Consider the following 22,183-nt stretch of genomic DNA (forward strand, 5'->3'; position numbering starts at 1 on the left):
TGGCACTTCCTCTAGTTCAGGGTGGCGGTATCGATCACGAAGCGGTAGCGGACGTCCGAGGCGAGGACGCGCTCGTAGGCGTCGTTGATCTTGCCGGCCGGGATCACCTCGATCTCGGCACCCAGGCCGTGCTCGGCGCAGAAGTTGAGCATCTCCTGGGTTTCACGGATGCCGCCGATCATCGAGCCGGCGAAGGAACGGCGGCCGCCGATGAGGGCGAATGCGTTCACCGGGAGCGGCTCAGCGGGGGCGCCGACGTTGACCAGGGCGCCGTCGAGGGCCAGAAGCTGCAGGTAGGAGCTGATGTCGATCGATGCGCTGACCGTGTTGATGATCAGGTCGAAGCTGCCGGCGAGCTCGGTGAAGGTGTTCTCGTCGCTCGTGGCGTAGTAGTGGTCGGCGCCCAGGCGCAACCCGTCTTCCTGCTTCTTCAGCGACTGGGAGAGGACCGTGACCTCGGCGCCCATGGCGTGGGCGATCTTGACGGCCATGTGGCCAAGCCCGCCCAGGCCGACGACCGCGACCTTCTTGCCGGGGCCGGCGCCCCAGTGGTGCAGCGGCGAGTAGGTGGTGATCCCGGCGCACAGAAGCGGCGCGGCGACGTCGAGCTCGATGCCCTCGGGGATGGTGACCACGAAGTCCTCGGTCACCACCACGTGGGTGGAGTAGCCGCCCTGGGTGATGGTGCCGTCACGGTCGACGGCGCCGTAGGTGCCGGTGTTGCCGGAGAGGCAGTACTGCTCCTCGCCGGCCTGGCAGTTGACGCACTCGCCGCAGGAATTGACCATGCAGCCGACGCCGACCCGGTCTCCGACAGCGTGCTTGGTGACGGCGGAGCCGATCTCGGCGACAATTCCGGCGATTTCGTGGCCCGGGACCAGCGGGTAGGACTGGGGTCCCCAGTCGCCGCGGACGGTGTGGATGTCCGAGTGGCAGATCCCGGCGAACTTGATCTCGATCAGGACATCATGCGGGCCCACATCGCGGCGCTCAATCGTGGTGGGGACGAGCGGCTCGGTCGCGGAGGGTGATGCGTAAGCGTTGACGGTGAGCAATGAATCTCCTGCTTGTTGGTCTTTGGGGGGTGGTTCCGTCGTTGGGGGTTGTTCAACGGAACACCATCCATCAAACCGTGGATCGCGCCCCCAAGGGAGTCCCTGCTGATAGGGGTACTGGCAGGGTCTCCCTCAGAGGCCCGTAGCGCCTAACGTTGATGGCATGGATAATCGAGACGCGGTCCGCGAGTTCCTTGCCTCGCGCCGGGCGAAGATCACGCCCGAGCAGTCGGGGCTGCCGGTCTACGGGGCCAAACGCCGGGTGCCTGGGCTGCGCCGCGGGGAAGTCGCCATGCTGGCCGGCGTCAGCGTCGAGTATTACACCCGTTTGGAGCGGGGAAACCTGTCCGGGGTGTCGGAGGGTGTGCTGGAAGCCGTGGCCAGGGCTCTGAAGCTCGACGACGCCGAACGGTCCCACCTCTTCGATCTGGCCCGGGCGGCGGCCCCGGGGAGCCGGGCCCGACGTCGTCCCCGTCCTGCGGAGTCCGTGCGCCGGAGCGTTCAGCTGTCGCTGAACGCCATCACCAGCGCGCCGGCCTTTGTGCGGAACGGGCGCATGGACATCCTCGCGGCCAATCCGCTGGGCTACGCCCTGTATTCGGAGATGTATGCGGGCGCCGCCCGCCCGGCCAACCATGCCCGGTTCATCTTCCTGGACGCCCGCTCGCACAGCTTCTACCCGGACTGGGAGCGTGCGGCGAATGACACCGTCGCTATCCTGCGGACCGAGGCCGGCCGGGACCCCTATGACCGCGGGCTGACCGACCTCGTCGGCGAGCTCTCGACCAGGAGCGAGGAATTCCGCACCCTGTGGGCAGCGCACAATGTGCGCGAGCACTACACCGGGGTCAAGAACCTGCACCACCCGGTGGTCGGGGACCTTCACCTGATGTATGAGGCGATGGATGTCTCGGCCGACGCCGGGCTGTCCCTGCTGATCTACACGGCCGAGCCAGGCTCGGCGTCGGAGGACGCGCTGCGGCTCCTGGCCAGCTGGGCCGCGACCAACCGGCAGGTCAAGGAAGCCGAGGCCGCCGCCGCTGTAGACAAGGTGTAGGTGCGGACAAGGCTTAGCGGCCCGGACACTGCTGACGAACGCTGACCGCGACCCGGCCGCGGCTGTCACGTCAGGGCCGAAATGCCGTCCGTGTATCCGTCGGGCCGGCTGACGCTGGCGGCGAAGTTGCTCAGCCAGGCCATGGCGTCGTCCCGGGACGTGAAGAACTCGTGGGGATACCGGGTGTGCCGGCTCATTGCCGCCGCGACTACTCGGTCCACAGTGCTGGATCCGAGCACCGCAATCGCCACAACACCCGCAGTCTGCGCGAACTCGTACCTGGCCGCCGCGCTGATCTCCACGTCGGTCATTTCAGAGAGCATCGGCATCGGGATTCCCCCGCTGATCTGCTCGACGGCCCGCATGGCGTCCCTGGCGTCGTGGACGTCAACAATGGAGCCGGGCAACCAGACCGATGTGATGATGCCCGCGCTGACGCTCAGCACGTTCTTCCCATTAGCAGCGGCTATATGTCCTGACATCATCGTGACCATTCTAGGCCCGGCCCTCGTGCGCCAAGGCTATGCGGCCCGGTGCGCGTGGCGGACCGCAACGGTGCATGGCCGGGGCCGCCCTGCGCCTGCCTAAAGGGGACATGTCCTCCGGCGCTACCCAGACTTCCTGCTTTGCCAAGCAATGAACAGGTTCATCGCCGCGCACCCGGAACGGACGTGTCCCGCGGCCAACTTGGGACATGCCCCGCGCTAGGCCTGAGCGATGGACATAGTGGGCTTATGTCCATCGCCGGGCGTCAGGGGAGGGCATGTCCCGTGGATTGAGGCTCCCCTGGCCCGGGAAGCCTCCCGTGGGCGCGGGCGTCAGACCTTCCGGTGGATCGACTTATAGCTCAGATAGGCGTTCAAGCCCTCGACGCCGTATTCGGTGCCGAGGCCGGAGTCGTGCCGTCCGCCGAAGGGTGCGGCATGGTTGGAGGCGAAGAAGTTGATGCCCACCGATCCTGTGTCCATCCGGTCCGCGACGGCCAGCGCAGCCTCCGGATCCGTCCCGAACACCAGGCCGCCCAGGCCGAACTCGGTGTTGTTGGCCAGCTCAACCGCCTCATCGACACTGCCGTCGGCGTCGTCGTACTGCAGGATGCAGATCACCGGGCCGAAGATCTCCTCGCGGGAGATCCGCATGTCCGGCGTGACGTCGGCAAACACGGTGGGCTCCACGAAATACCCGCCTTCGAGGCCGCCGCCGAGGGTCGCCGCCCGGCCTCCGGTGGTGGCCCGGGCGCCTTCGGCCAGCCCCGACTCCACGTACTCCAGCACGGTCCGGTACTGCGATTCCGTGGCGCACGGCCCGAAGACGGTCCCGGGATCCAGCGGATCCCCCTGCTTGCCGGCGGCGATCGTGGCGGTGACCATGTCCACCACTTCCTCGTATCGGCTGGCCGGGGCAAGGATCCGGGTGGAGATATAGCAGGTCTGCCCGGTGTTGCGCATGGAGGAGCGGATCAGGACCTTGGACATGGCGTCCAGATCCGCGTCCGGCATCACGATCGCGCTCGACTTCCCCCCGAGTTCCAGGGTGACGGGACGCAGCAGCTCCCCGCAGGCGGCGGCGATCTTCCGGCCCACCGGCGTGGAGCCCGTGAAGGCCACCTTGTCCACGCCAGGGTGTTTGACCAGTGCGTCGCCCAGCCGGCCGGAACCGGTGACGAGGTTGACCACGCCGGCCGGAACTCCGGCGGCGGCCACGGCGTCGATGATCACCCGGAGGGACAACGGGGTGGGCGACGCCGGTTTGATCACCACGGTGCAACCGGCCAGCAGTGCGGGGGCCAGCTTGATGACCACGAGGTTGATGGGGAAGTTCCAGGGCGCGATCAGCGCGCACACACCGATGGGATCGCGCCGGACCACGGATTCGCCACCGCCGCGCGGGAAGGCGCGCACATCATCACGCTCGAGATAGCCGGCGAGGGTCGCGAAGTACCGGAAGATGCCCGCGGCGTTCGCTGCCGCGCCGGAGGATTCGGAGACGGGCGAGCCGTTCTCCCGGGTGTTGGTGAGCGAGAGCTCGTCGGCGCGTTTCTCCACTTCCTCGGCGATGCGCACCAGATAGGCCGCCCGCTCGGAGGGCGCGAGCCGCGGCCACTCGCCCTGGAAGGCGCGTTGGGCGGAGCCGACGGCGGCGTCCACGTCCTCCGGAGTGCCGTCCGGGACGGAGCCCCATACTTCGCCGGTGGCCGGGTCGGTGACCGGGTTGCGGCCGGTGCCCCGGGCCGGCGTCCAGGCCCCGTCGATGAAGATGCTGTCCACGTGGGTGTGCGGCAGGGTCAGTGCAGCGCGTGCGGCCAGTGCGGGAGCGTCATGGGTAGCCGCAGTCATCGGATCACCGCCGTCTTGAGCAGGGCGGTGGAGCGGGCCAGGTCCGCGACGGCCATGTCGTGCGCCGCCTGGGTAATGAGTTCGGGCACGATTTCCGTGGCCAGCCTGTCCGTGTAGGTGGCCGGGTCCATCCCGAACCAGGAGGATGCCAGGGCGATCCCGGCGTGGTCGAAGCGCCACAGCCTGTCCGCGTCGCGCATCAGCGCGTCCTCCAGCGAGTGGGCCGCGGGGCGGGTGTCGTGGCCGTCGATGATGTCGCAGACCCGCTCCACAAACTCGGCGGAGTAGCCCAGGCCCGGGAGCACGCGTCGGGCGACGTCGCAGCCCTGTTTTTCGTGTTCATAGCGGATCGCGGCCTTGCGCCAGTCGCCGGCGAAGCCTTCGGAGATGATCCGCGATTCGTCCACGTGGGCCCAGCCGGTGTCGTGCAGCAGCGTGGCCACGCGTACGAGCTCGGCGTCGGCATCGGGGTAGGCCCGGCAGAGCCGCTCGGCGAAGGCGAGGGAGATCGGTAGGTGGATGTCGTTGCCGCGGGTGCGGGTCTCGTGCACCACGGCACGCCACAGCGGGTCGAGTTCCTCCAGCGCGGCCGGCGTCGTGGCGATCGGGGCGGTGTCCACCGGTCCCGGCGCAGGGACGGGCCGGACCGGGTAGGCGGCGGCAAAATCCGCAGTCGCGGAATCAACAGCCGCGGGATTGGCGTCGGCCCGGTGGGCGGCGGCAGCGGCAGCAGCAGTCCCGGCTGCGCGGCCGGCGTCGGCAACCGGGGTCTTGGGGGTGGTCATAATGCTCCTTCGGGGGCGGCCAGCCGCAGGGCTAGCTGTCCGTCGTGATCGTCTTGAGGGGTGTGGCCGGATCGGCGGCAGCCTCGGCGGGGATGTTCTGGCCCTTGGCCAGGGCGTTCTTGACGGCCATGAAGTCCAGCGGCGCATTGACGCAGTCCGCGGCGATGATCCGGCCTTGGCGGTAGTAGAGGACGCTGAATTTCCCGCGCTCCGCGTCGCGCCGCAGCACGGTCTGGTCGTAGCCATTGCAGAGGCCGGCGATCTGGAGTTTGAGGTCGGCCTGATTGGACCAGAACCACGGGATGCCGGCGTATTCCTCGCGCCGGCCGGTGAGCGAGTAGGCCGCCACCTTGGCGTGTTCGATCGCGTTGTTGACGCTTTCCAGCCGGATCCGCTCCCCCGGCGCCGAGCCGGGCACCGGATTGGGCATGTTGGCGCAGTCGCCGATCGCCACCGTGGTGCCGTCCGAGGCCAGCGCGAAGCGGTCCACGACGATCCCGTTGTCCACGGCCAGGCCGAGCTGTTCGGCCAGCTGGGTGTTGGGGATGACGCCGATCCCGATCAGCACGATCTGTGCGGGCAGCACGGTGCCGTCCTGGAGTTCGACGCCGGCCACCGCCCGGTGACCGTCCGCTGGCGCGTCGTTCGCGGTGAAGCGTTTGGCGCTCGTGGCGAGCCGAATGTCCAGGCCGCGGGCGCGGTGTGCCTGCAGGAAGTACTCGGCGGTTTCCTCGCCGACGGCGCGGCCCACCAGCCGCGGGCCGAATTCGAGCACGGTGACGTTCTTGCCCATCTTCTGCAGGCTGGACGCGGCTTCGAGGCCGATGAAACCGCCACCGATCACCACGACATCGTGAGCGTCCCCTACCCGGGCCTTGAGGGCCAGGGCGTCGTCGGCGTTGCGTAGGTACAGCACGCCGTCGAGGTCCCCGCCCTCGATTTCCAGCTTCCGGGCCCGGGCGCCCACGGTAAGGGCCAGGCGTTTGAAGGGGAACTGCCCGCCCGAGGAGGAATAGGCAACGCCGGAGCCGTCCGCTTCCTTATCGATCTTGACGATGTATTCGCCCTTGATCAGGTCCACGTTGTGTTCGGCCCAGTAGTCGTTGGACCGGAAGATCAGCGATTCGCTCTCCACCGTGCCCTGCAGGAACTCCTTGGACAGGGCCGGGCGCTGGTAGGGGCGGTGGTCCTCGTCGCCGAGCAGGGTGATGTGCTCGTCGAAGCCGAGGGCCCGCAGCGATACCGCGAGCTGGACGCCGGACTGGCTCGCCCCGATGATGAGCAACCCGGTGCGGGCAGGGGTGCCCGACGGCGTTTCGTCCTCAGCTGCCGCCGCGGGGGCGGCCTGCTCAACCGCGTTGGTGCCCATGGCTATACCTGGGTTTCCGGGGTGGTGACGAACAGTTCGAACTCATCGGTGAGGCGGAGCTGGCACGACAGCCGCGAGTTGTCCTCGCGGTCCACGGCGGTGCCGTAGAGCATCTCGTCCTCCATGTCCTCCATCGCCGGGAGCTGTGAGAGGCAGTCCTCGCGGACGAAGACGTGGCAGGTGGCGCAGGACAGCGAGCCGCCGCATTCGGCGACGATGCCGGGGACGCCGTTGCGCACCGCGGTCTCCATGACGGAGTCGCCGGCGTTGCCCTGGACGTCGCGGACGGCGCCCTCGGCGTCGGTGAAATGAACCGTTGGCATTGGTCCTCCTTGGGGACGAACTTGGGGTTGAAGTCGGGAAGTTGGCAAAAAAGGGCAGAGTCAGATGAACTGGCGGCCGCCGTCGACCACCATGGTCTGGCCCGTGTAGTAGGAGCTGTCCGGCCCGGCCAGGAAGAGCGCCGCGCCAACGATGTCCTCCGGCTGGCTGGCCCGCTTGATGGCGCCCCGGTCCACCCCGTAGTTCTCGGCGTTCTCCATTAGCCCGTAGCTGGCCTCGGTGAGGGTGAAGCCGGGGGCGATCGCGTTGACCGTGATCCCCCGGCGGCCCAGTTCCTTGGCCATCACCCGGGTCAGGGCCACCACGCCGCCCTTGGAGGCGACGTAGTGGAGCCACTGTTCCGAGCCGCTGAAGATCGTGGCGCTGGAGAGGTTGATGACGCGGCCGCCCTCGGGCAGGTACGGGCTGGCCGCCCGGGTCACGAGCCAGGGCCCCTTGAGGTTCACGTTCATTACCAGGTCCCACTCGGCCGGATCGATGTCCTCGAACGGGCTGCGGGTCACCCCCGCATACACGGCGGCGTTGTTCAGCACGACGTCGATGCTCCCGTTGCCGAAGTCCGCGCAGCTTTTCGCGAGGGCCTCTGTGGAGTCGAGGCTGGTGACGTCGGCGTGGAAGGCCGCCGCCTCGGCCCCGGTGTCCAGGACCAGCTTGGCCGTTTCCTCCGCGCCGTCGAGGTTCACGTCCGCCACCGCCACGCGGTAGCCGCGGCGGCCGAAGCCGAGCGCGAACGCCCGGCCCAAGCCGCCGGCGGCGCCGGTGATCAGGACGGTGCGGGCAGGCCCGCCCGCACCGTCATATTCCGCAGCAGGCATGTTCGAGTCATTCATCCGCTGGTCAGACATGGCTGTGGCTGTGGGCCCCGGGCCCGGCGACCTGGAGCTCCGGTTCCCCGGTATCGGGAATCAGCGCGTCGAGGATCTGGACTGTGCCCTTGGTCCCGTCCACCCGCAGCCGCTGGCCGGTCTTGATGGTGGTGGACGCCGATCCGGTCCCGGTCACGGCCGGGAGGCCGTATTCGCGGCAGACGATGGCCGCGTGGCTCATCATGCCGCCGATGTCCGTGACGGTGGCCTTGATCTTGCCGAAGATCGGGCCCCAGGACGGCGCGGTGACGGTGGCGACGAGGATTTCTCCCTGCTGCACCTCGGAGAGCTGGTCCGCGTCGGTGACAACGCGGGCCAGGCCTTCCACGACGCCGGGCGAGGCCGCCATGCCGCGCAGGCCGCCGCCTTCGACCGCTTCTCCGGCGCCCAGCCACTGCTGGACCTGCTCGGTGGTGATGCCCCAGAGCATCCGGGTGAAGGGTTCGGTGATGGATTCCGGCGGGGTGTTCAGCGCCGGGGCCGGCCGGGCGGTCTTGAGCGCGTCCACGATTCCGCGGCGTCGCTCGATCTCCTCCGGCCAGTAGTCGGGGCCGATCGGCTTGGCGCCGACGCCCCAGCCGGTGACGAGGTCGAACAGGGCGTCACGGACCTCGTTGCGGCCCAGATAGAGGAGGTCGTCCGGTTCGGTCCAGAAGCCCTCGGCCTGCATCATGCGGCTGAGTTCACGGATCTTGCGCCAGAAGACGCCCATGGTCCAGTGCTCGATGTAGAAGTTGTGGTTCTCCACGTACGGGTAGGCGGTGGCGGCGAGCCCGCGCTTGGCGTCGAAGAGGGCCTGGTTTTCGCCTTCCAGGAGGTCCCGGTATTCCTCGATGATGCGGTCGCGTTCGGTAATCAGCGCCTCGACCGGGCGCATGATTTCCTGGCCGTCGTCCACCCGGCGGATGTAGTCCGCGATGTAGCCGAGCGGGATTTCCTGGTGTTCGTTCCAGTACTTGTCGTGGCCGTAGAAGCCGTTGCCCACGGTGAAGTTGAACCACGGGTCCTTCGCGCCCTCGTACTGGGCCATCCAGCGGTCCCCGCCGGGGGCGGCGGCGACGGCTCCCAGGGTGGCGTCGACGTCGTCGGTGTTACCAAAGTGGGACTGCAGCCCGAGTTCGACGGCGAGCTTGGCGAGCTGCTTGAGCTCGTCATCCGGGCGGAAGAGCTCCATGTCCACGCCCTGCACCATGGTGGCGATGGACTGGTCCGGGATGTTGGGGAACACCTGCTTGCAGAAGTTGAAGAAGTCCAGGTAGGCGATGTAGCCGAGGTTGAGGAACTCGAAGTGGTACTGCCAGTTCTGGTAGGCCAACTGGATCAGCCGGTCGTAGCTTTCCAGCAGCTTCTCGGAGCCGTCCTTGCCCTTGCCGGAGAGGATGTCCTCCATGGGGACCATGTCCGGGAGCCTCGGGAAGGAGATGGTTTCCATCTCATCGATGGTGCCCTTGACCTTGACGTGCCACTGCTTGAGGAGCTGCTCCCAGTTCTGGAAGTAGTGGCCCACGCGCTGCTCGAACAGGGGCACGCGGGCGGCGATCTGGTCCGCCGGGACCGGGATGGGCGACATGTAGAGGTAGCCCAGGTGGATGCGGAACTCGATGCCGTTGGCGTTGGGGATCATCAGGTGCCGGGCGTTGTACTGGCCCAGGCACTTAACCGCGAACTCGCCGCCGATCGTCTCGAAGGGCTTGAACACGGTAGGCCAGTGCTGGCTGTCGCAGAACCAGAACTTGGCGTCCTCCTGCTCCCTGAGCTTGTCCTGGAAGACCAGATAGTACGGGTAGATCTTTTCCCAGCCCTCGGCGCCGGCGGGAACCGGAAGCTCGGAGGGCTTGGGGAAGGACTTCAGGGACATGGCGGTCCTTTCAATACGGGCTCAGCATTGAGCCTGGGTGACGGAGCGGACTAGCGGGTCAAAACGTCTAGAAGGAGGGCTTGAGCAGCGAAGCGGTGATGCTGCCGAGGCTGAATCCTGAAGCCGACGGCGCGTTGCCGGCCGGCGGCGTCGTGGCAGCGGGTGAGGCGGCGGGTGCGGGGCTGAGTCCGCTGAAGTAGCCGCCGGCAACGGTCGAGGACGGGACAACTGGCTTGGAAGAGTGCACCGTTTCCGGGCGGGACTGCAGCAGGAGCAGGTTTTCGCCGTCCGGCAGATCAGCGTCGAGGGCCCATTCGATGTCCTGCGGGCACTTGTAGTGCTTCTCCGCACGCTTGGCCATCTGCGCGACGGCGGTGAGCTCGGCATCGGTGAGGCTGCGGCGGCCGCGGCGTTCGGCATCGACCTCACGCTCCACCAGACGGCCGGCCGCGGCATCCGGGACGAGTTCGGCGTGTTTGTCGCCGAGGTGCTCGGAGACGACGGCCAGGGTGACTTTGTCCAGCATGATGTTATCCGGCGTGACCTGGCCCGAAACCACCATCTCCCCGACCCCGTAGGAGGAGTCGATGGTGATCTTGGAGCGGTCGCCGTTGGTGGGGTCCATGGTGATCGCGACGCCGGAAACGCGCGCGTTGACCATCTTCTGCACCACCACCGCCATAGAGAGGCCCTCGTTGGGAATGTTGTTCTTAAGCCGGTAAATGATGGCGCGGGAGGTGAACAACGAGGCCCAGCACTGGCGGATGTGCTCGGTGACCGCCTTGACGCCGTCGAGCCAGAGATAGGTGTCCTGCTGGCCTGCGAAGGAGGCGTCCGGGAGGTCCTCCGCGGTGGCGCTGGAGCGGACGGCCACCGGGACCGGCGCCTCGAAGCGGGCCATCAGGGACTCGTACGCGGTGACGGTGAGTTCGCGCAGGGCCTGCGGCACCTGGCGGGAGCGGATGTCCTCGCGGATGGCGGCGGCGACCTTGTCCACCTGGGCCATGTCCTCGGGGTCCAGGCCGGCGAGGAGCTCGTGGATGTCCCGGGTGATGCCGGCTTCCTCCATGAAGGCGTCGAACTGGGCGGTGGTGACCACGAAGCCGGGCGGGACGGGCATGCCGGCGGAGGTCATGGTGACCAGCGAGGCGCCCTTGCCGCCGAGGTTTTCGAGCTTCGGTTCAATGCCGCCGTCGAAGAACTGGATGTATTCGTTGCTGTGCATATTTCTCAGGCCTTCCAGCTGACGGGGACGGTCTCGGGGACGCGGAAGGAGAGGTTCTCGCGGAAGGCGATGGCTTCCGGGTTCTCCAGCTGCAGCTCCGGGGCGAGCCGGGCTACTTCCTCGAGCGCGATTTTGGCCTGGAGCTTGGCGAGCATGTTGCCCAGGCAGTAGTGGATGCCGAACCCGAAGGAGAGGTGCTCGCGGGCGTTGGGCCGGGTGATGTCAAAGTCCTCGCCGGCGTCAAACTTCGTGTCGTCCCGGTTGGCCGAGCCCATCAGGAGCAGCAGCTGGGCGCCTTCCTTGATCGCGACGCCGCCGACTTCGGTGTCCTTGAGGGCCTTGCGGCGCCAGCCGACGATCGAGCCCGCGTAGCGCAGGACCTCGTCGATGGCGGCGGGGATCTTCTTGGGATCCTCCACAAGCTGCTGCCACTGCTCGGGGCGGGCCAGGAGTTCGCGGAGGGCGTTGGAGATCAGGGTGGTGGTGGTCTCGTGGCCGGCGAAGAGCAGGCTGTAGAGGACCGAAGCGATCTCGTGGTCGGAGATTTCGGCGCCTTCCTGTTGCGCCTTGACCAGGTCCGCGGTGAGGTTATCGCCGCCTGACTCGTGGGCCACCCGGACCAGGCGAAGGCATTCCTGCCAGTACTCCACGAGGTTGTGGGCGTGCGGGATCTGTTCCTCGTCGCTGAGGTCGCCCCAGGTCATGGCGGCACGGGAATCGCTCCAGCGCTTGAAGGTGTCCACCTGGGAGACGTCGGCGCCGATCAGGGTCAGGATGGTGATGGTGGGGACGTCGTAGGCGAGGTCCTTGACCATGTCGCCGCGGTGTTCCGGCCGCGCGAGCATCGTTTCGAGCAGCTCGACGACGTTCTGCCGGATGAAGGGCTCCAGGGCCTTGTAGCGGCGGGGCGTGAAGGCCTTCTGGACCACGGCGCGGATGCGGGTGTGCTCCGGCGGGCGGCGGGCGGAGAGGCCCGAGTAGGCGGTGAAGCCGCCGTCGTCCATGATCTTCTTGGCCGCGGCGCCGCGTTCACGGACGGGCGCCTGGGCGTTTTCACTGGAGAAGGTCTCCCAGTCCTCAAAGACGGCTTTGATGTCGTCATAGCGGGAGACGACATAGAGGCCGATTCGCTCATCGAACATGACGGGCTGCTCGGCCCGGAGTTCGGCGTAGGCGGGGAAGGGATTCTTCATCTGGAACGGCTCGTAGCCGTGGTGCCCGGCGGGGGCTTCGGCGCCGTGCCCGAAGGGACAGCGGCCGGCCGTTTCAGTCGACGATGACATCTGGGCTCCTTGGTTTTCGGTCCCGCCGGCAGCGCCACTGCATGCCGCGGGTTCTTATTCACCAGTGTGGCCCCGATCACGCCGGAATGGCAGGGTTCACTTCCACTGAGCGGAAGCTAGTTGATACAGGGCCTGTTCCTGCCAGGGATCCCGGCCTAGTCCGTTCCCGCAACATTGCTGCCCAGCAGCGTTTCCAGCGGGATCCGGGCGGTGGCGCGCTCGATCTGCGCCGCGATGCCCCTCAGGACCGGCAGGTGGCGGGTCATCGTGGCGGCCTGGTTGGTGGGCAGCACCAGCCCGATCGCGGCGCCGATCCTGCCGGTATGGAAGACCGGGACGGCGATCGAGCAGGAACCCAGCCGAACCTCCTCGAGGGTGGTGGCGTAGCCCTGCTCCCGGATCTGGGCGAGTTCGGCCGCCAGCTTCTGCGGGTCAACGTGGGTGTGCGCGGTGTGCCGCTCGAGCTGCCGGTTCAGGTAGGCGTCGCGGACCCAGTCCTCCTCGAAGGCCAGGATGACTTTGCCGACGGCGGTCGCGTGCATGGGCAGGCGGCCGCCGACGCGGGAGGCCCGCGGCACCCGCTTGGAGCCGTAGACGCGGTCGATGTAGAGCACCTCGTGGCCGGCCCGGACCGCCAGGTGCGCGGTTTCGCCGGTGAGCGAGAAGAGGTCCTGAACGTACGGCCGGGCCGCGTCGCGGAGCTGGCGGCCGGTGTTCTGGGCGAGCTCCCAGAGGCGGATGCCGAGCTGGTAGCGGCCGTTGGGCTCCCGCGAGAGAAGGCCCCAGTCAGTGAGCTCGTTGACCAGCCGGTGCGCCGTACTAAGCGGGAGCCCGGTTTTTTCGGCGATGTCCGTCAGGCTGAGGGCTCCCCGGGACTTTTCGAAGGCTTCCAGGATGGAGAGGACCTTCGAGGTCACCGTCCTGCCGGGTTCGCGGCTGCCGCCGGCCATCGTGACCTCCTCGTCGGGGATGAGCGTGGATCCGAGTCTAGAACGGAGCGACGGAGTCTGCATGCCGGGGAGTTCGCTAGGCGGTCCGCGCCGCCCGGCTAGCATGCATCGATGAATATCAATATACTGATGAATGTGACGCACTCGTTCGCAAGCCGCATCCCCTTGGGACAGCTGCCTCAATGAGGACGGCACAGGGTTTCGGCACTGGATCGAACCACCGCAAGAGCCAAGGAGAACTGCATGCCTGCCATCCGAATCTATGAATCCGCTCTCTGCTGCGACACCGGCGTCTGCGGCCCCGACGTCGACCAGTCCCTGGTGGACGTGACCGCAAACGTGCGCCACCTTCAGGGCCTCGGCGCCGACATCGCGCGGCACAATCTGGCCAGCGACCCGACGGCCTTCGCTACGGATGAGACGGTCCGCGGCTACATGCACACCGTCGGATCCAAGGGCCTGCCGCTCACTGTCGTAGACGGCGTCACCGTCGCCACCGGCGCCTACCCGAGCAGGGCGCAGTTGCTGACGTTTGCCGGACTCGGCGTAGCGGCAGAAGAGCCGACCCCGCGCCCGGAGTTAGGCCTCACCGAAAAGAAGTCCGGCGGCTGCTGCGGCGGCTCCACGAGCTGCTGCTAAGTTCCGGCGTGAAGTTCCTTGAGAACCTGCCCCGGTTTGTATTTTTCACGGGAAAGGGCGGCGTCGGCAAGACCTCAGTGGCCTGCGCGACCGCCCTGACCCTGGCAAGAGCGGGAAGGCACGTGCTTCTGGTCAGCACCGACCCCGCGTCGAATGTGGGTCAGGTCTTTGGTGTGACCATCGGAAATAACGTCACGCCCATCCAGGAGGTGCCGGGACTCTCCGCACTGGAAATCGACCCGGAGCAGGCCGCCGAAGCCTACCGTGAGCGGATCATCGCACCCGTGCGCGGCCTCCTGCCGGAGACCGAACTGGCCAGCATTGCTGAAGGCCTGTCGGGCTCGTGCACCACGGAGATCGCCTCGTTCGACGAGTTCACCAACCTGCTCGCCGACGACCTGGCCTACGCGGAGTATGACCACATCGTCTTCGACACCGCCCCGACGGGCCACGCGATCCGGCTGCTGCAACTGCCCGGTTCATGGACCGACTTCCTCGAGACGGGAAAGGGAGATCCGTCGTGCCTGGGCCCCCGCTCAGGGCTCGAGAAGCACAAGCAGGTGTACGCCAAGGCCGTGCAGGCTCTCACCGACCCGGCCCGGACACGCCTTGTCCTGGTCAGCCGCGCGCAGACATCATCCCTGACGGAGATCGAACGAACCTATCTGGAACTGGGCGAGATCGGCATCGGCGGGGGTTACGTCGTCCTCAACGGCGTCCTGCCGCCCGCTGCCGGCGAGGAGGAACTCGCGCAGGCCCTGCGCGCCCGGGAAGCTGCCGCCGTCGCCGCCATGCCCGGCTCGGTTGCCGCCCTTCCGCGCGACGTTCTGGATCTGAAGCCGGGCAACATGGTCGGCATTCCGGCCCTCGAGACCTTGTTCGCGGCCGCCGGGGCCGGCATGCCGCCCGGCGCGGCGGCGGACGCCGAGGTCGAAGATGCCCCGCTGGCTGCCCTGGTGAACGAAGTGGAGCTCGACGGCCACGGTCTCGTGATGTGCATGGGGAAGGGCGGGGTCGGGAAGACCACCGTCGCTGCCGCCATCGCCGTCGCCCTCGCGAAACGGGGACACCCGGTCCACCTGACCACGACAGATCCGGCTGCCCATCTGACCGAAACGTTGCAGGTATCCACCCCGGGCCTGAAAGTCTCCCGCATTGATCCGGATGCGGCCATCCAGGAATATCGAAGCCACGTGATGGAGACCAAGGGCCGGAGCCTGGACGACGAAGGCCGCGCGGCGCTGGCCGAGGACCTCATGTCCCCGTGCACGGACGAGGTGGCCGTGTTCCGGCAGTTCTCCAGGGTGGTCCAGGAATCCCGCCGCCACTTCGTGGTGATCGACACGGCGCCGACCGGCCACACACTGCTGCTCCTGGACGCCACGGGGTCGTACCACCGCGAGATCTCCCGCCAGGTCGGCGACACGATGGGGTTCATGACACCGCTCATGCGGCTTCAGGATCCGGCACAGACCAAGGTTGTCCTCGTCACCCTGGCTGAGACGACACCTGTGCTCGAAGCCGAGGTTCTGCAGGATGATCTGGAAAGGGCGGGCATCCATCCGTGGGCCTGGGTCATCAACAACTCGATCGCAGCCGCACACCCGCAGTCGCCGTTCCTGCGGGCCCGCGCCGCGAGCGAGATCGAACAGATCGCGAAGGTGCACACGTTGGCAGACCGGGTCGCCCTCATTCCCATGCTGCCCGAAGAGCCTGTGGGTGAAGACAGGTTGTCGGCGCTGACCGCTCTCAGCACCCAGTCTGCCTGACCCGCCGCAACGGCCCCGCCGCACCGTGCGCGGCGGCGCCGTTGCCTTCCCGGCTAGCCGCCCCGGCGCTCGGCCAGCAGGGCTTCGATGTCCTGGGCGGTGGCGTCCAGCCTGGCAAGCGTGTCACGCTGGATCGCCCGCAGGTACTCAGCATCCGACTCGCCGTCCTGCACCCAGTCCTCATCGCCGGGGGCGTCCATCGCCTGGCGCGTGTTGGCGGTTGCTGCCTTGATGTTCTCCAACATGGCACGCAGCCGGTCCTCGGTGGTGGGAGTCCTGGCATTCATGGTGTCCTCCTGGGTCGCGGCCGCAATGTCAGCTCTTGGGGACTACCTTTGCCCCCGTCGTGCCCCCAGCGCAAGAACTAAAGGGCCTGTGTGCGCCGTTCGATCAGGACCGTGTCCCCCCACTGGCCGGCGGCAGGGCCGCGGGCCATCCGGGCAATCTTTTCCCGCCGCCCCACAACCCTGAAACCATGCGCGAGGTGCAGCTTCAAGCTCGGTTCGTTCTCAGGAAAGATGCTCGCCTGGATGGTCCAGATGCCGCGCTCTTCCGTCGAGGCGATGAGGGACCGGAGGAGGACTGATCCTATCCGTTGGCCGCGGGCGGCCTCGGACACGTAAATGGAGTGTTCCACGACGCCGGAGTACACAGGACGGGTGGAAACGGCGGAGACCGCCGCCCAGCCGAGGACGCCGCCGTCGACCGCCTGCGCCACGAGGCGGTGGTCCGTTAGCCGCGAATCATCGAAACTGGGCCAGTCCGATTCCCTCGCCGTAGATCCGTTGAACCTCGGGCCAGTCTGATTCCTGCATCGGACGGATCGTGAGGTCGGGCTCCGAATTGCGACTCACAGGGAGGCCAGGATGCCGGCCGTCTGCTCGATGGCGCCCGGAACGAGGGAGTAGTAGGCCCAGGTGCCGCGCTTCTCGCGGTGCAGCAGGCCGGCGTCGACCAGGATCTTCAGGTGGTGGGACACGGTGGGCTGCCCCAGGTCCAGTGGCTCGGTGAGATCGCAGACGCAGGCCTCCCCGGCTCCGGCAGCCTTGACGATGGAGAGCAGCCGCAGCCGGTTCGGATCGGCCAGGGCCTTGAAGACCAGGGCTTTCTGCTTCGCCTCCTCGGCACCCAAGGCAGGCACTCCTGCCGGGGCGCAGCAGGATTCATCCGCGGCCGGCTCAAGTATAGGCAGGGAGTTCATGTACCCATTATGCCCTGATATTGACAATCATCAATGTTAGGTGGAGCCCTCGGGAGGGGCTGGGGCGCATGCCCCGTTGGGGTGCAGACGCAGACGGATCGGCCCGCCAGGGGCGGCGACGGCTAGGATCTGGCCGATTCGGAACTGCGCGGGAGAACGGCGTCGTCCGCGGTGCGGGCCGCGGAGGGGAACAGGAGCAGGAGGAGGCCAAGGCCGACTGCCGTGCCGACCAGCTGCGCCACGACGAAGCCGGGAACGGAGGCCGGTGCGATGCCGGCGAAGGTGTCGCTGAAGATGCGGCCGACTGTGACCGCCGGGTTCGCGAATGACGTCGAGGACGTGAACCAGTACGCGGCCCCAATATAGGCGCCCACCGCCGGCGCGGCGAGCACGCCGCGCGAGGTGGCTGCGAGGGCGAAGATCAGCAGGATCAGACCCGCGGTAGCGATAACCTCGCCCAGCAGATGCCCTGGGGTTGCGCGCTCCTTGGCAGAGATGGACGTGCCCACCTCGAACATGGCGTTCGCGACCACACTGCCCATGACCGCACCCACGGTCTGGGCAACCGCATAGGTGACAAGCTCGGGAAGGGTCAGCCCGGCGCCGCTGCGTCGACCCAGGATCCAGTCGGCGAGGGAGACCACAGGATTGAAATGCGCGCCGCTCACGGGTCCGAGCACCAGAATCAGCACCGTCAGGCCCAGCACCGTGGCCGTGCTGTTCTGGAGCAACTGAAGGCCAACGTCCCCGGGGGAGAGTTGCTGCGCGGCGATTCCGGAACCGACGACGATCATCACGAGCAAGCTGGTGCCGAGCAGTTCAGCGACGGCACGACGCCACAGCGGCGGTTGGTGGGAAGACATGGCAACAGCTTGACCCAAAGAATTAACTCAGTCAAAATTGAATCAATGACTATTGAGGCAATCAAGGATCTTCGGGTGCGGGCAGCCAAACATGCCGCCCTCGCCGATCCCGCGCGGCTGCGCATCGTTGACCTGCTGACCCTGGGCGACTTCTCCCCCACGGAACTGCAGGCAGAGCTGGGGATGCCGTCGAATCTGCTGTCCCACCACCTGCGCGCCCTGGAAGATGCAGGACTGGCAACCCGCCACCGCTCCGAGGCCGACAGGCGCCGCAGCTACATCCGGCTTGCCGCCGGCGCCTTGGAGGGCCTGGTGCCCGGCGCGGAACACGGGGCCCGCCGCGTCCTGTTCGTCTGCACGAAAAACAGTGCACGGTCCCAGTTGGCCGCCGCACTGTGGCAGCAGGTCAGCGAAATCCCGTCCGCGTCGGCAGGAACGCATCCCGCGGACCGCATCGCCCCGGGTGCCATCGAAGTCGCCCGGCGTCACGGCGTGGACCTCGCCGACCTTCCTCCGCGCAACCTGGAGCAGATGGCAGGGGACGGGGACTTCGTCGTGACCGTCTGCGACAATGCCCATGAGGAGCTGCCCGGACTGGGCGGCGTGCACTGGTCAGTGCCGGATCCGCTGCGCCTGGGCACCGAGGAAGCCTTCGAAAACGCCTTCAATGACATCGCCCACCGGATCAATGACCTCGCGCCGCGCGTGCTCGCCGCCTGATTACCCGACCCTGACCGCCCACTCCTTCCCGCTGCGGACAAGGGGGATGTCCCGGCGGTCCATCCAACGCCGGCCGGGATGCCCGACGGGGGTGGTGAAGGCGACTTTGCAAATATTGACAATCATCAATCTATAGTCCGATACTTTCTGCATCGATTATCATCAATGTTCTGCTGAGCGCTGCACGTGTCGGGCACAGGACCTCAACCGGACCGCGACGCCCCCGTCACCCAACTGATTCCAGGAGAAACCCCGTGAGCACCGAAACCGCCAAGAAGCCCTCCGTCCTGTTCGTCTGCGTCCACAACGCAGGCCGCTCCCAAATGGCCGCAGCGTTCCTCACCGCCCTCGGCCAGGGCCGGATTGAGGTCCGCTCCGCCGGTTCCGCCCCGGCGGACAAGGTCAACCCCGCAGCCGTCGAGGCCATGGCGGAACTTGGCATCGACATGTCCGCCGAAATCCCGAAGGTCCTCACCACCGAGGCCGTGAAGGAATCCGACGTCGTGATCACCATGGGCTGCGGCGACACCTGCCCGATCTTCCCCGGCAAGCGCTACGAGGACTGGGAGCTCGAAGACCCGGCCGGCCAGGGCGTCGCAGCCGTCCGGCCGATCCGCGACGAGATCAAGGGGCGCATCGAGGACCTGATCGCCTCCCTCGCCCCCGCCAAGTAACCGGCCCCAAGGAGGACCGCCATGAGCGCCGACGTCGTCACCGCCGACATCGTTAGTACAGAACAGCTGATCATCATCGGATCCGGCCCTGCCGGCTACACCGCTGCCATCTACGCCGCCCGCGCCGGCCTCAAGCCGCTGGTCATCGCCGGAGCCGTCACCGCCGGCGGTGCCCTCATGAACACCACCGAGGTGGAGAACTTCCCCGGCTTCCCGGCCGGCATCCAGGGTCCGGAGCTCATGGACGGGCTCCAGCAGCAGGCCGAGAAATTCGGCGCGGAGGTCGTGTTCGACGACGTGACCGAGGTCCGGCTCACCGGTCACCTCAAGCGCGTGGTCACCGCTGCGGGGCAGGCCCATGAAGCGCCCGCGGTCATCCTCGCCACCGGGTCCGCCTACAAGGAGCTCGGCCTGCCGGAGGAGAAGAGGTTCAGCGGCCACGGCGTCTCCTGGTGCGCCACGTGTGACGGTTTCTTCTTCCGTGACCAGGACATCATCGTGGTCGGCGGCGGCGACTCGGCGATGGAGGAAGCGACGTTCCTGACCCGCTTCGGCAAGACCGTGACCGTCGTCGTGCGCAAAAACGAGCTGCGGGCCTCCAGGATCATGGCCCAGCGCGCCAAGGACAACCCTAAAATCCGTTTCGCCTGGAACTCCGCCGTCACCGGGATCCACGGCGACGGAAAGGTCACCGGCGTCACCCTGACCGATACCGTCACCGGGAAGACACGTGAGCAGGCGGCCACGGGGATCTTCGTCGCGATCGGCCACGTGCCCCGAACCGAACTGCTGGCCGGCCAGGTGGACCTCGATGCCGAGGGCTACATCAAGGTCGACTCCCCGACCACAGTCACCAACCTGACCGGAGTCTTCGCCTGCGGGGATGCCGTCGACCACCGCTACCGCCAGGCCATCACCGCCGCCGGCACCGGTTGCGCCGCCGCCCTTGACGCGGAACGCTATCTCGCCGCGCTCGAGGACGCGGACAGCATCGCCACCGCCCTGGTGGAGGACCCCACCCACTCTTGAACTGCACCACGCAGCACTCCGCCTCCCGGCCTGCCCAACTAGCTCGCAGCAGGGGCCGTTTTGAGCCCTCAAAACGGCCTTAAGTGAGAGCTAGTTGGGTGCCGGACCGCAACCCCACCGGATGAAACAGAGGACACCATGGTTGTAACCACTACGCTTCCCGTAGCTGTCATCGGAGCCGGGCCCATCGGTCTCGCCGCGGCAGCGCACCTGCTCGAGCGCGGCCTGCAGCCGCTCATCTTCGAGGCCGGCCCGACGGCGGGCGCCGCCATCGAGCAGTGGCGCCACATCCGGCTCTTCTCTCCGTGGCAGTACAACACCGACGCCGCCGCCGTCCGCCTGCTCGCCCGTACCGGCTGGGAAGCACCTGAGCCGACGGCGCTGCCCACCGGAGGGGACCTCATCGACCAGTACCTCACCCCGCTCGCCGCGCTCCCGGCGGTCGCGTCCCGACTGCACACCGGCGCCCGCGTCGTGGCAGTGACCCGGCAGGACATGGACAAGACCCACAGCCGGAACCGCGACACCGCCCCCTTCGTGGTCCGGGTCGAACACGCCGACGGCGAAGTCCGCGACTACCAGGCCGCAGCTGTCATGGACGCCTCCGGCACGTGGTCCACCCGGAACCCGCTCGGAACCTCGGGCCTGCCCGCCGTGGGAGAAGCTGCCGTGGCCAACCACGTCTCCTCACCCCTGCCGGACGTCTTGGGACGCGACCGTGAGACGTTCGCCCGGCGCCGGGCCGTCGTCGTCGGAGCTGGGCACTCGGCAGCCAACACCCTCCTCAACCTCGCCGAGCTCGCAGCCCAGGTGCCCGGGATGAAGATCGTCTGGGCGATCCGCGGCGCCTCCGCGGCCAAGGTCTACGGCGGTGGCGACGCCGATGGGCTGGCCGCCCGCGGCCAACTCGGCAGCCGGCTCCGCAGCCTCGTCGAGTCCGGTGCCGTGGAACTTCACACCGGCTTCGGGATCGCCTCCCTTGCAGCGTCCGACGGCACGGTCACCTTGACCTCCACGGACGGCCGCACCCTGGAGGCCGACGTCGTCGTTCCGGCCACCGGTTTCCGCCCCGACCTGGGCATCCTCCGGGAACTCCGGCTGGAACTGGACCCGGGCGTCGAGGCCCCGCGTGACCTCGGCCCGCTGATCGACCCCGAATTCCACTCGTGCGGCACCGTGGAACCGCATGGAGCCAAGATGCTCGCCCACCCCGAGCAGGACTTCTACATCGTCGGCATGAAGTCCTACGGCCGCGCCCCGACCTTCCTGCTCGCCACCGGCTACGAGCAGGTCCGCTCCGTCGCCGCGGCCTTGGCCGGGGACCGGGAAGCGGCCGACGCCGTCCAGCTCGAACTCCCCGAGACCGGCGTCTGCTCCTCGGACATCGGCACCAGCTGCGACGTCCCGGCTGCCACTGCGGGGTTCGTGGCTGAAACCTCCGGCGGATGCTGCGGAGCCCCTGAGCCTGTGCTGGTCGGGTTCCCCACCGGGCTGGCCCACGGCCGCTCCGGCGAGAACTGACCTCGTTCAGCTGCAGGACAATACCGAGGTCCTGCAACGGATTAGTGCGCGGCTGGCAGACCCGGCCGGCCTGCCCGTCGCGGCCGTGCGGATCATCGGTGATGAGATCCATGACCGGGTCAAGACACTGACAGCAGCACTGCTCAACAACCCAGGCTCAGACAAGGAAGAATTAGACACATGACCCAAACCGCGAAAAAGCCCAGCATCCTGTTCGTCTGCAGCAAGAACGGCGGCAAGTCCCAGCTCGCTGCCGGGCTCATGAAGCAGCTCGCCGGCGACGGGATCACCGTCCATTCCGCAGGCACCAAGCCGGGTGCGTCATTGAACGCCCAGGCCGCGGAGTCCCTGGCCGAACTTGGGATCGACATCACGGGTGAACACCCCAAACCGGTCACCGACGCGGTCCTGGACGCCGTGGATGCCGTGATCGTCCTGGGCACCGAAGCCAAACTGGAACCCCGCGACGGCACCCGTTTCGAGGTCTGGGAAACGGACGAACCCGCCGAGCGCGGTATCGAGGGCATGGACCGCATGCGCCTGGTCCGGGACGATATCAAGGCCCGGGTCCGGAAGCTGCATGCGGAGCTCACTGGGAACTAGGCCATGCCCGTCCCGGCGCTATCCCGCACACTGGCCCC

General features: G+C 67.6%; 23 protein-coding genes. 8 read left to right on the forward strand and 15 right to left on the reverse strand.

Going from position 1 to position 22,183, the window contains the following annotated elements:
* Nucleotides 1-11 precede the first annotated feature (11 nt).
* Complete coding sequence (locus ACVWYS_RS18405) at nt 12-1,055, reverse strand: NAD(P)-dependent alcohol dehydrogenase (RefSeq protein WP_116765391.1); 1,044 nt, start codon at nt 1,053-1,055, stop codon at nt 12-14.
* Between the two features lie 163 nt (nt 1,056-1,218).
* Here ACVWYS_RS18405 and ACVWYS_RS18410 point away from each other — a divergent pair, with 163 nt between their 5' ends.
* Entirely contained in the window at nt 1,219-2,112 is an 894-nt protein-coding gene (locus ACVWYS_RS18410; protein WP_456510223.1) for a helix-turn-helix transcriptional regulator, read from the forward strand.
* 65 nt (nt 2,113-2,177) lie between these two features.
* On the opposite strand, the gene ACVWYS_RS18415 is transcribed toward ACVWYS_RS18410, so the two are convergent.
* The 10 genes from ACVWYS_RS18415 to ACVWYS_RS18460 form a co-directional block, all read right to left on the reverse strand.
* Nucleotides 2,178-2,597, reverse strand: a complete 420-nt coding sequence (locus ACVWYS_RS18415; RefSeq protein WP_202615748.1) for a DUF7793 family protein — start codon at nt 2,595-2,597, stop codon at nt 2,178-2,180.
* Nucleotides 2,598-2,930: 333 nt separating this feature from the next.
* The gene (locus ACVWYS_RS18420) at nt 2,931-4,448 is read right to left on the reverse strand and encodes an aldehyde dehydrogenase family protein (RefSeq protein WP_456510224.1); all 1,518 of its coding nucleotides are present in this window, start codon (nt 4,446-4,448) and stop codon (nt 2,931-2,933) included.
* Nucleotides 4,445-5,233 carry an HD domain-containing protein gene (locus ACVWYS_RS18425; RefSeq protein ID WP_456510225.1) on the reverse strand — a complete coding sequence of 263 codons (789 nt, stop codon included), beginning with the start codon at nt 5,231-5,233 and terminating at the stop codon, nt 4,445-4,447. Before ACVWYS_RS18425 ends, ACVWYS_RS18420 begins: the two co-directional genes overlap by 4 nt.
* A 31-nt stretch (nt 5,234-5,264) precedes the next feature.
* Complete coding sequence (locus ACVWYS_RS18430) at nt 5,265-6,602, reverse strand: NAD(P)/FAD-dependent oxidoreductase (RefSeq protein WP_456510226.1); 1,338 nt, start codon at nt 6,600-6,602, stop codon at nt 5,265-5,267.
* Between the two features lie 2 nt (nt 6,603-6,604).
* Nucleotides 6,605-6,925, reverse strand: coding sequence for a 2Fe-2S iron-sulfur cluster-binding protein (locus ACVWYS_RS18435; RefSeq protein ID WP_116765386.1), 321 nt, complete (start codon nt 6,923-6,925; stop codon nt 6,605-6,607).
* A 60-nt stretch (nt 6,926-6,985) separates the two neighbouring features.
* Nucleotides 6,986-7,759 (reverse strand): SDR family NAD(P)-dependent oxidoreductase, encoded by a 774-nt coding sequence (locus ACVWYS_RS18440; protein ID WP_456510227.1) that lies wholly within the window; start codon nt 7,757-7,759, stop codon nt 6,986-6,988.
* A 22-nt stretch (nt 7,760-7,781) separates the two neighbouring features.
* Nucleotides 7,782-9,668: a PEP-utilizing enzyme gene (locus ACVWYS_RS18445; protein ID WP_456510228.1), complete on the reverse strand. Its 1,887-nt coding sequence runs from the start codon at nt 9,666-9,668 to the stop codon at nt 7,782-7,784.
* A gap of 67 nt (nt 9,669-9,735) precedes the next feature.
* Nucleotides 9,736-10,893 (reverse strand): PEP/pyruvate-binding domain-containing protein, encoded by a 1,158-nt coding sequence (locus ACVWYS_RS18450; protein WP_456510229.1) that lies wholly within the window; start codon nt 10,891-10,893, stop codon nt 9,736-9,738.
* A gap of 5 nt (nt 10,894-10,898) precedes the next feature.
* Entirely contained in the window at nt 10,899-12,176 is a 1,278-nt protein-coding gene (locus ACVWYS_RS18455; RefSeq protein WP_116765383.1) for a cytochrome P450, read from the reverse strand.
* 155 nt (nt 12,177-12,331) lie between these two features.
* A complete protein-coding gene (locus ACVWYS_RS18460) occupies nt 12,332-13,126 on the reverse strand; it encodes an IclR family transcriptional regulator (RefSeq protein ID WP_456510306.1) in 795 nt (264 codons plus the stop codon).
* Nucleotides 13,127-13,369: 243 nt separating this feature from the next.
* Here ACVWYS_RS18460 and arsD point away from each other — a divergent pair, with 243 nt between their 5' ends.
* Nucleotides 13,370-13,765: an arsenite efflux transporter metallochaperone ArsD gene (arsD, locus tag ACVWYS_RS18465; RefSeq protein ID WP_456510230.1), complete on the forward strand. Its 396-nt coding sequence runs from the start codon at nt 13,370-13,372 to the stop codon at nt 13,763-13,765.
* Between the two features lie 8 nt (nt 13,766-13,773).
* Nucleotides 13,774-15,534 (forward strand): arsenical pump-driving ATPase, encoded by a 1,761-nt coding sequence (gene arsA, locus ACVWYS_RS18470; protein WP_456510231.1) that lies wholly within the window; start codon nt 13,774-13,776, stop codon nt 15,532-15,534.
* 53 nt (nt 15,535-15,587) lie between these two features.
* Here arsA and ACVWYS_RS18475 read toward each other — a convergent pair whose 3' ends face one another.
* The 4 genes from ACVWYS_RS18475 to ACVWYS_RS18490 form a co-directional block, all read right to left on the reverse strand.
* On the reverse strand, nt 15,588-15,821 hold the full coding sequence (locus ACVWYS_RS18475) for a hypothetical protein (RefSeq protein ID WP_456510232.1): 234 nt from the start codon (nt 15,819-15,821) through the stop codon (nt 15,588-15,590).
* A gap of 77 nt (nt 15,822-15,898) precedes the next feature.
* Entirely contained in the window at nt 15,899-16,252 is a 354-nt protein-coding gene (locus ACVWYS_RS18480; protein ID WP_456510233.1) for an N-acetyltransferase family protein, read from the reverse strand.
* A 132-nt stretch (nt 16,253-16,384) separates the two neighbouring features.
* Nucleotides 16,385-16,735: an ArsR/SmtB family transcription factor gene (locus ACVWYS_RS18485; RefSeq protein ID WP_456510234.1), complete on the reverse strand. Its 351-nt coding sequence runs from the start codon at nt 16,733-16,735 to the stop codon at nt 16,385-16,387.
* 122 nt (nt 16,736-16,857) lie between these two features.
* Nucleotides 16,858-17,598: an aquaporin gene (locus ACVWYS_RS18490; protein ID WP_456510235.1), complete on the reverse strand. Its 741-nt coding sequence runs from the start codon at nt 17,596-17,598 to the stop codon at nt 16,858-16,860.
* A 45-nt stretch (nt 17,599-17,643) separates the two neighbouring features.
* On the opposite strand from ACVWYS_RS18490, the gene ACVWYS_RS18495 reads away from it, so the two are divergent.
* From ACVWYS_RS18495 to ACVWYS_RS18515, 5 genes are all read left to right on the forward strand, one after another.
* Nucleotides 17,644-18,318, forward strand: coding sequence for an arsenate reductase/protein-tyrosine-phosphatase family protein (locus tag ACVWYS_RS18495; RefSeq protein ID WP_456510236.1), 675 nt, complete (start codon nt 17,644-17,646; stop codon nt 18,316-18,318).
* A 254-nt stretch (nt 18,319-18,572) separates the two neighbouring features.
* Nucleotides 18,573-18,992: an arsenate reductase ArsC gene (locus ACVWYS_RS18500; protein WP_344361686.1), complete on the forward strand. Its 420-nt coding sequence runs from the start codon at nt 18,573-18,575 to the stop codon at nt 18,990-18,992.
* Nucleotides 18,993-19,013: 21 nt separating this feature from the next.
* Nucleotides 19,014-20,021, forward strand: a complete 1,008-nt coding sequence (trxB, locus tag ACVWYS_RS18505) for a thioredoxin-disulfide reductase (protein WP_456510237.1) — start codon at nt 19,014-19,016, stop codon at nt 20,019-20,021.
* 138 nt (nt 20,022-20,159) lie between these two features.
* Nucleotides 20,160-21,542 (forward strand): FAD-dependent oxidoreductase, encoded by a 1,383-nt coding sequence (locus tag ACVWYS_RS18510; RefSeq protein WP_456510238.1) that lies wholly within the window; start codon nt 20,160-20,162, stop codon nt 21,540-21,542.
* Nucleotides 21,543-21,722: 180 nt separating this feature from the next.
* Nucleotides 21,723-22,145 carry an arsenate-mycothiol transferase ArsC gene (locus ACVWYS_RS18515; RefSeq protein ID WP_344361693.1) on the forward strand — a complete coding sequence of 141 codons (423 nt, stop codon included), beginning with the start codon at nt 21,723-21,725 and terminating at the stop codon, nt 22,143-22,145.
* Nucleotides 22,146-22,183 lie beyond the last annotated feature (38 nt).

This window comes from Arthrobacter sp. TE12231 (assembly GCF_054062895.1).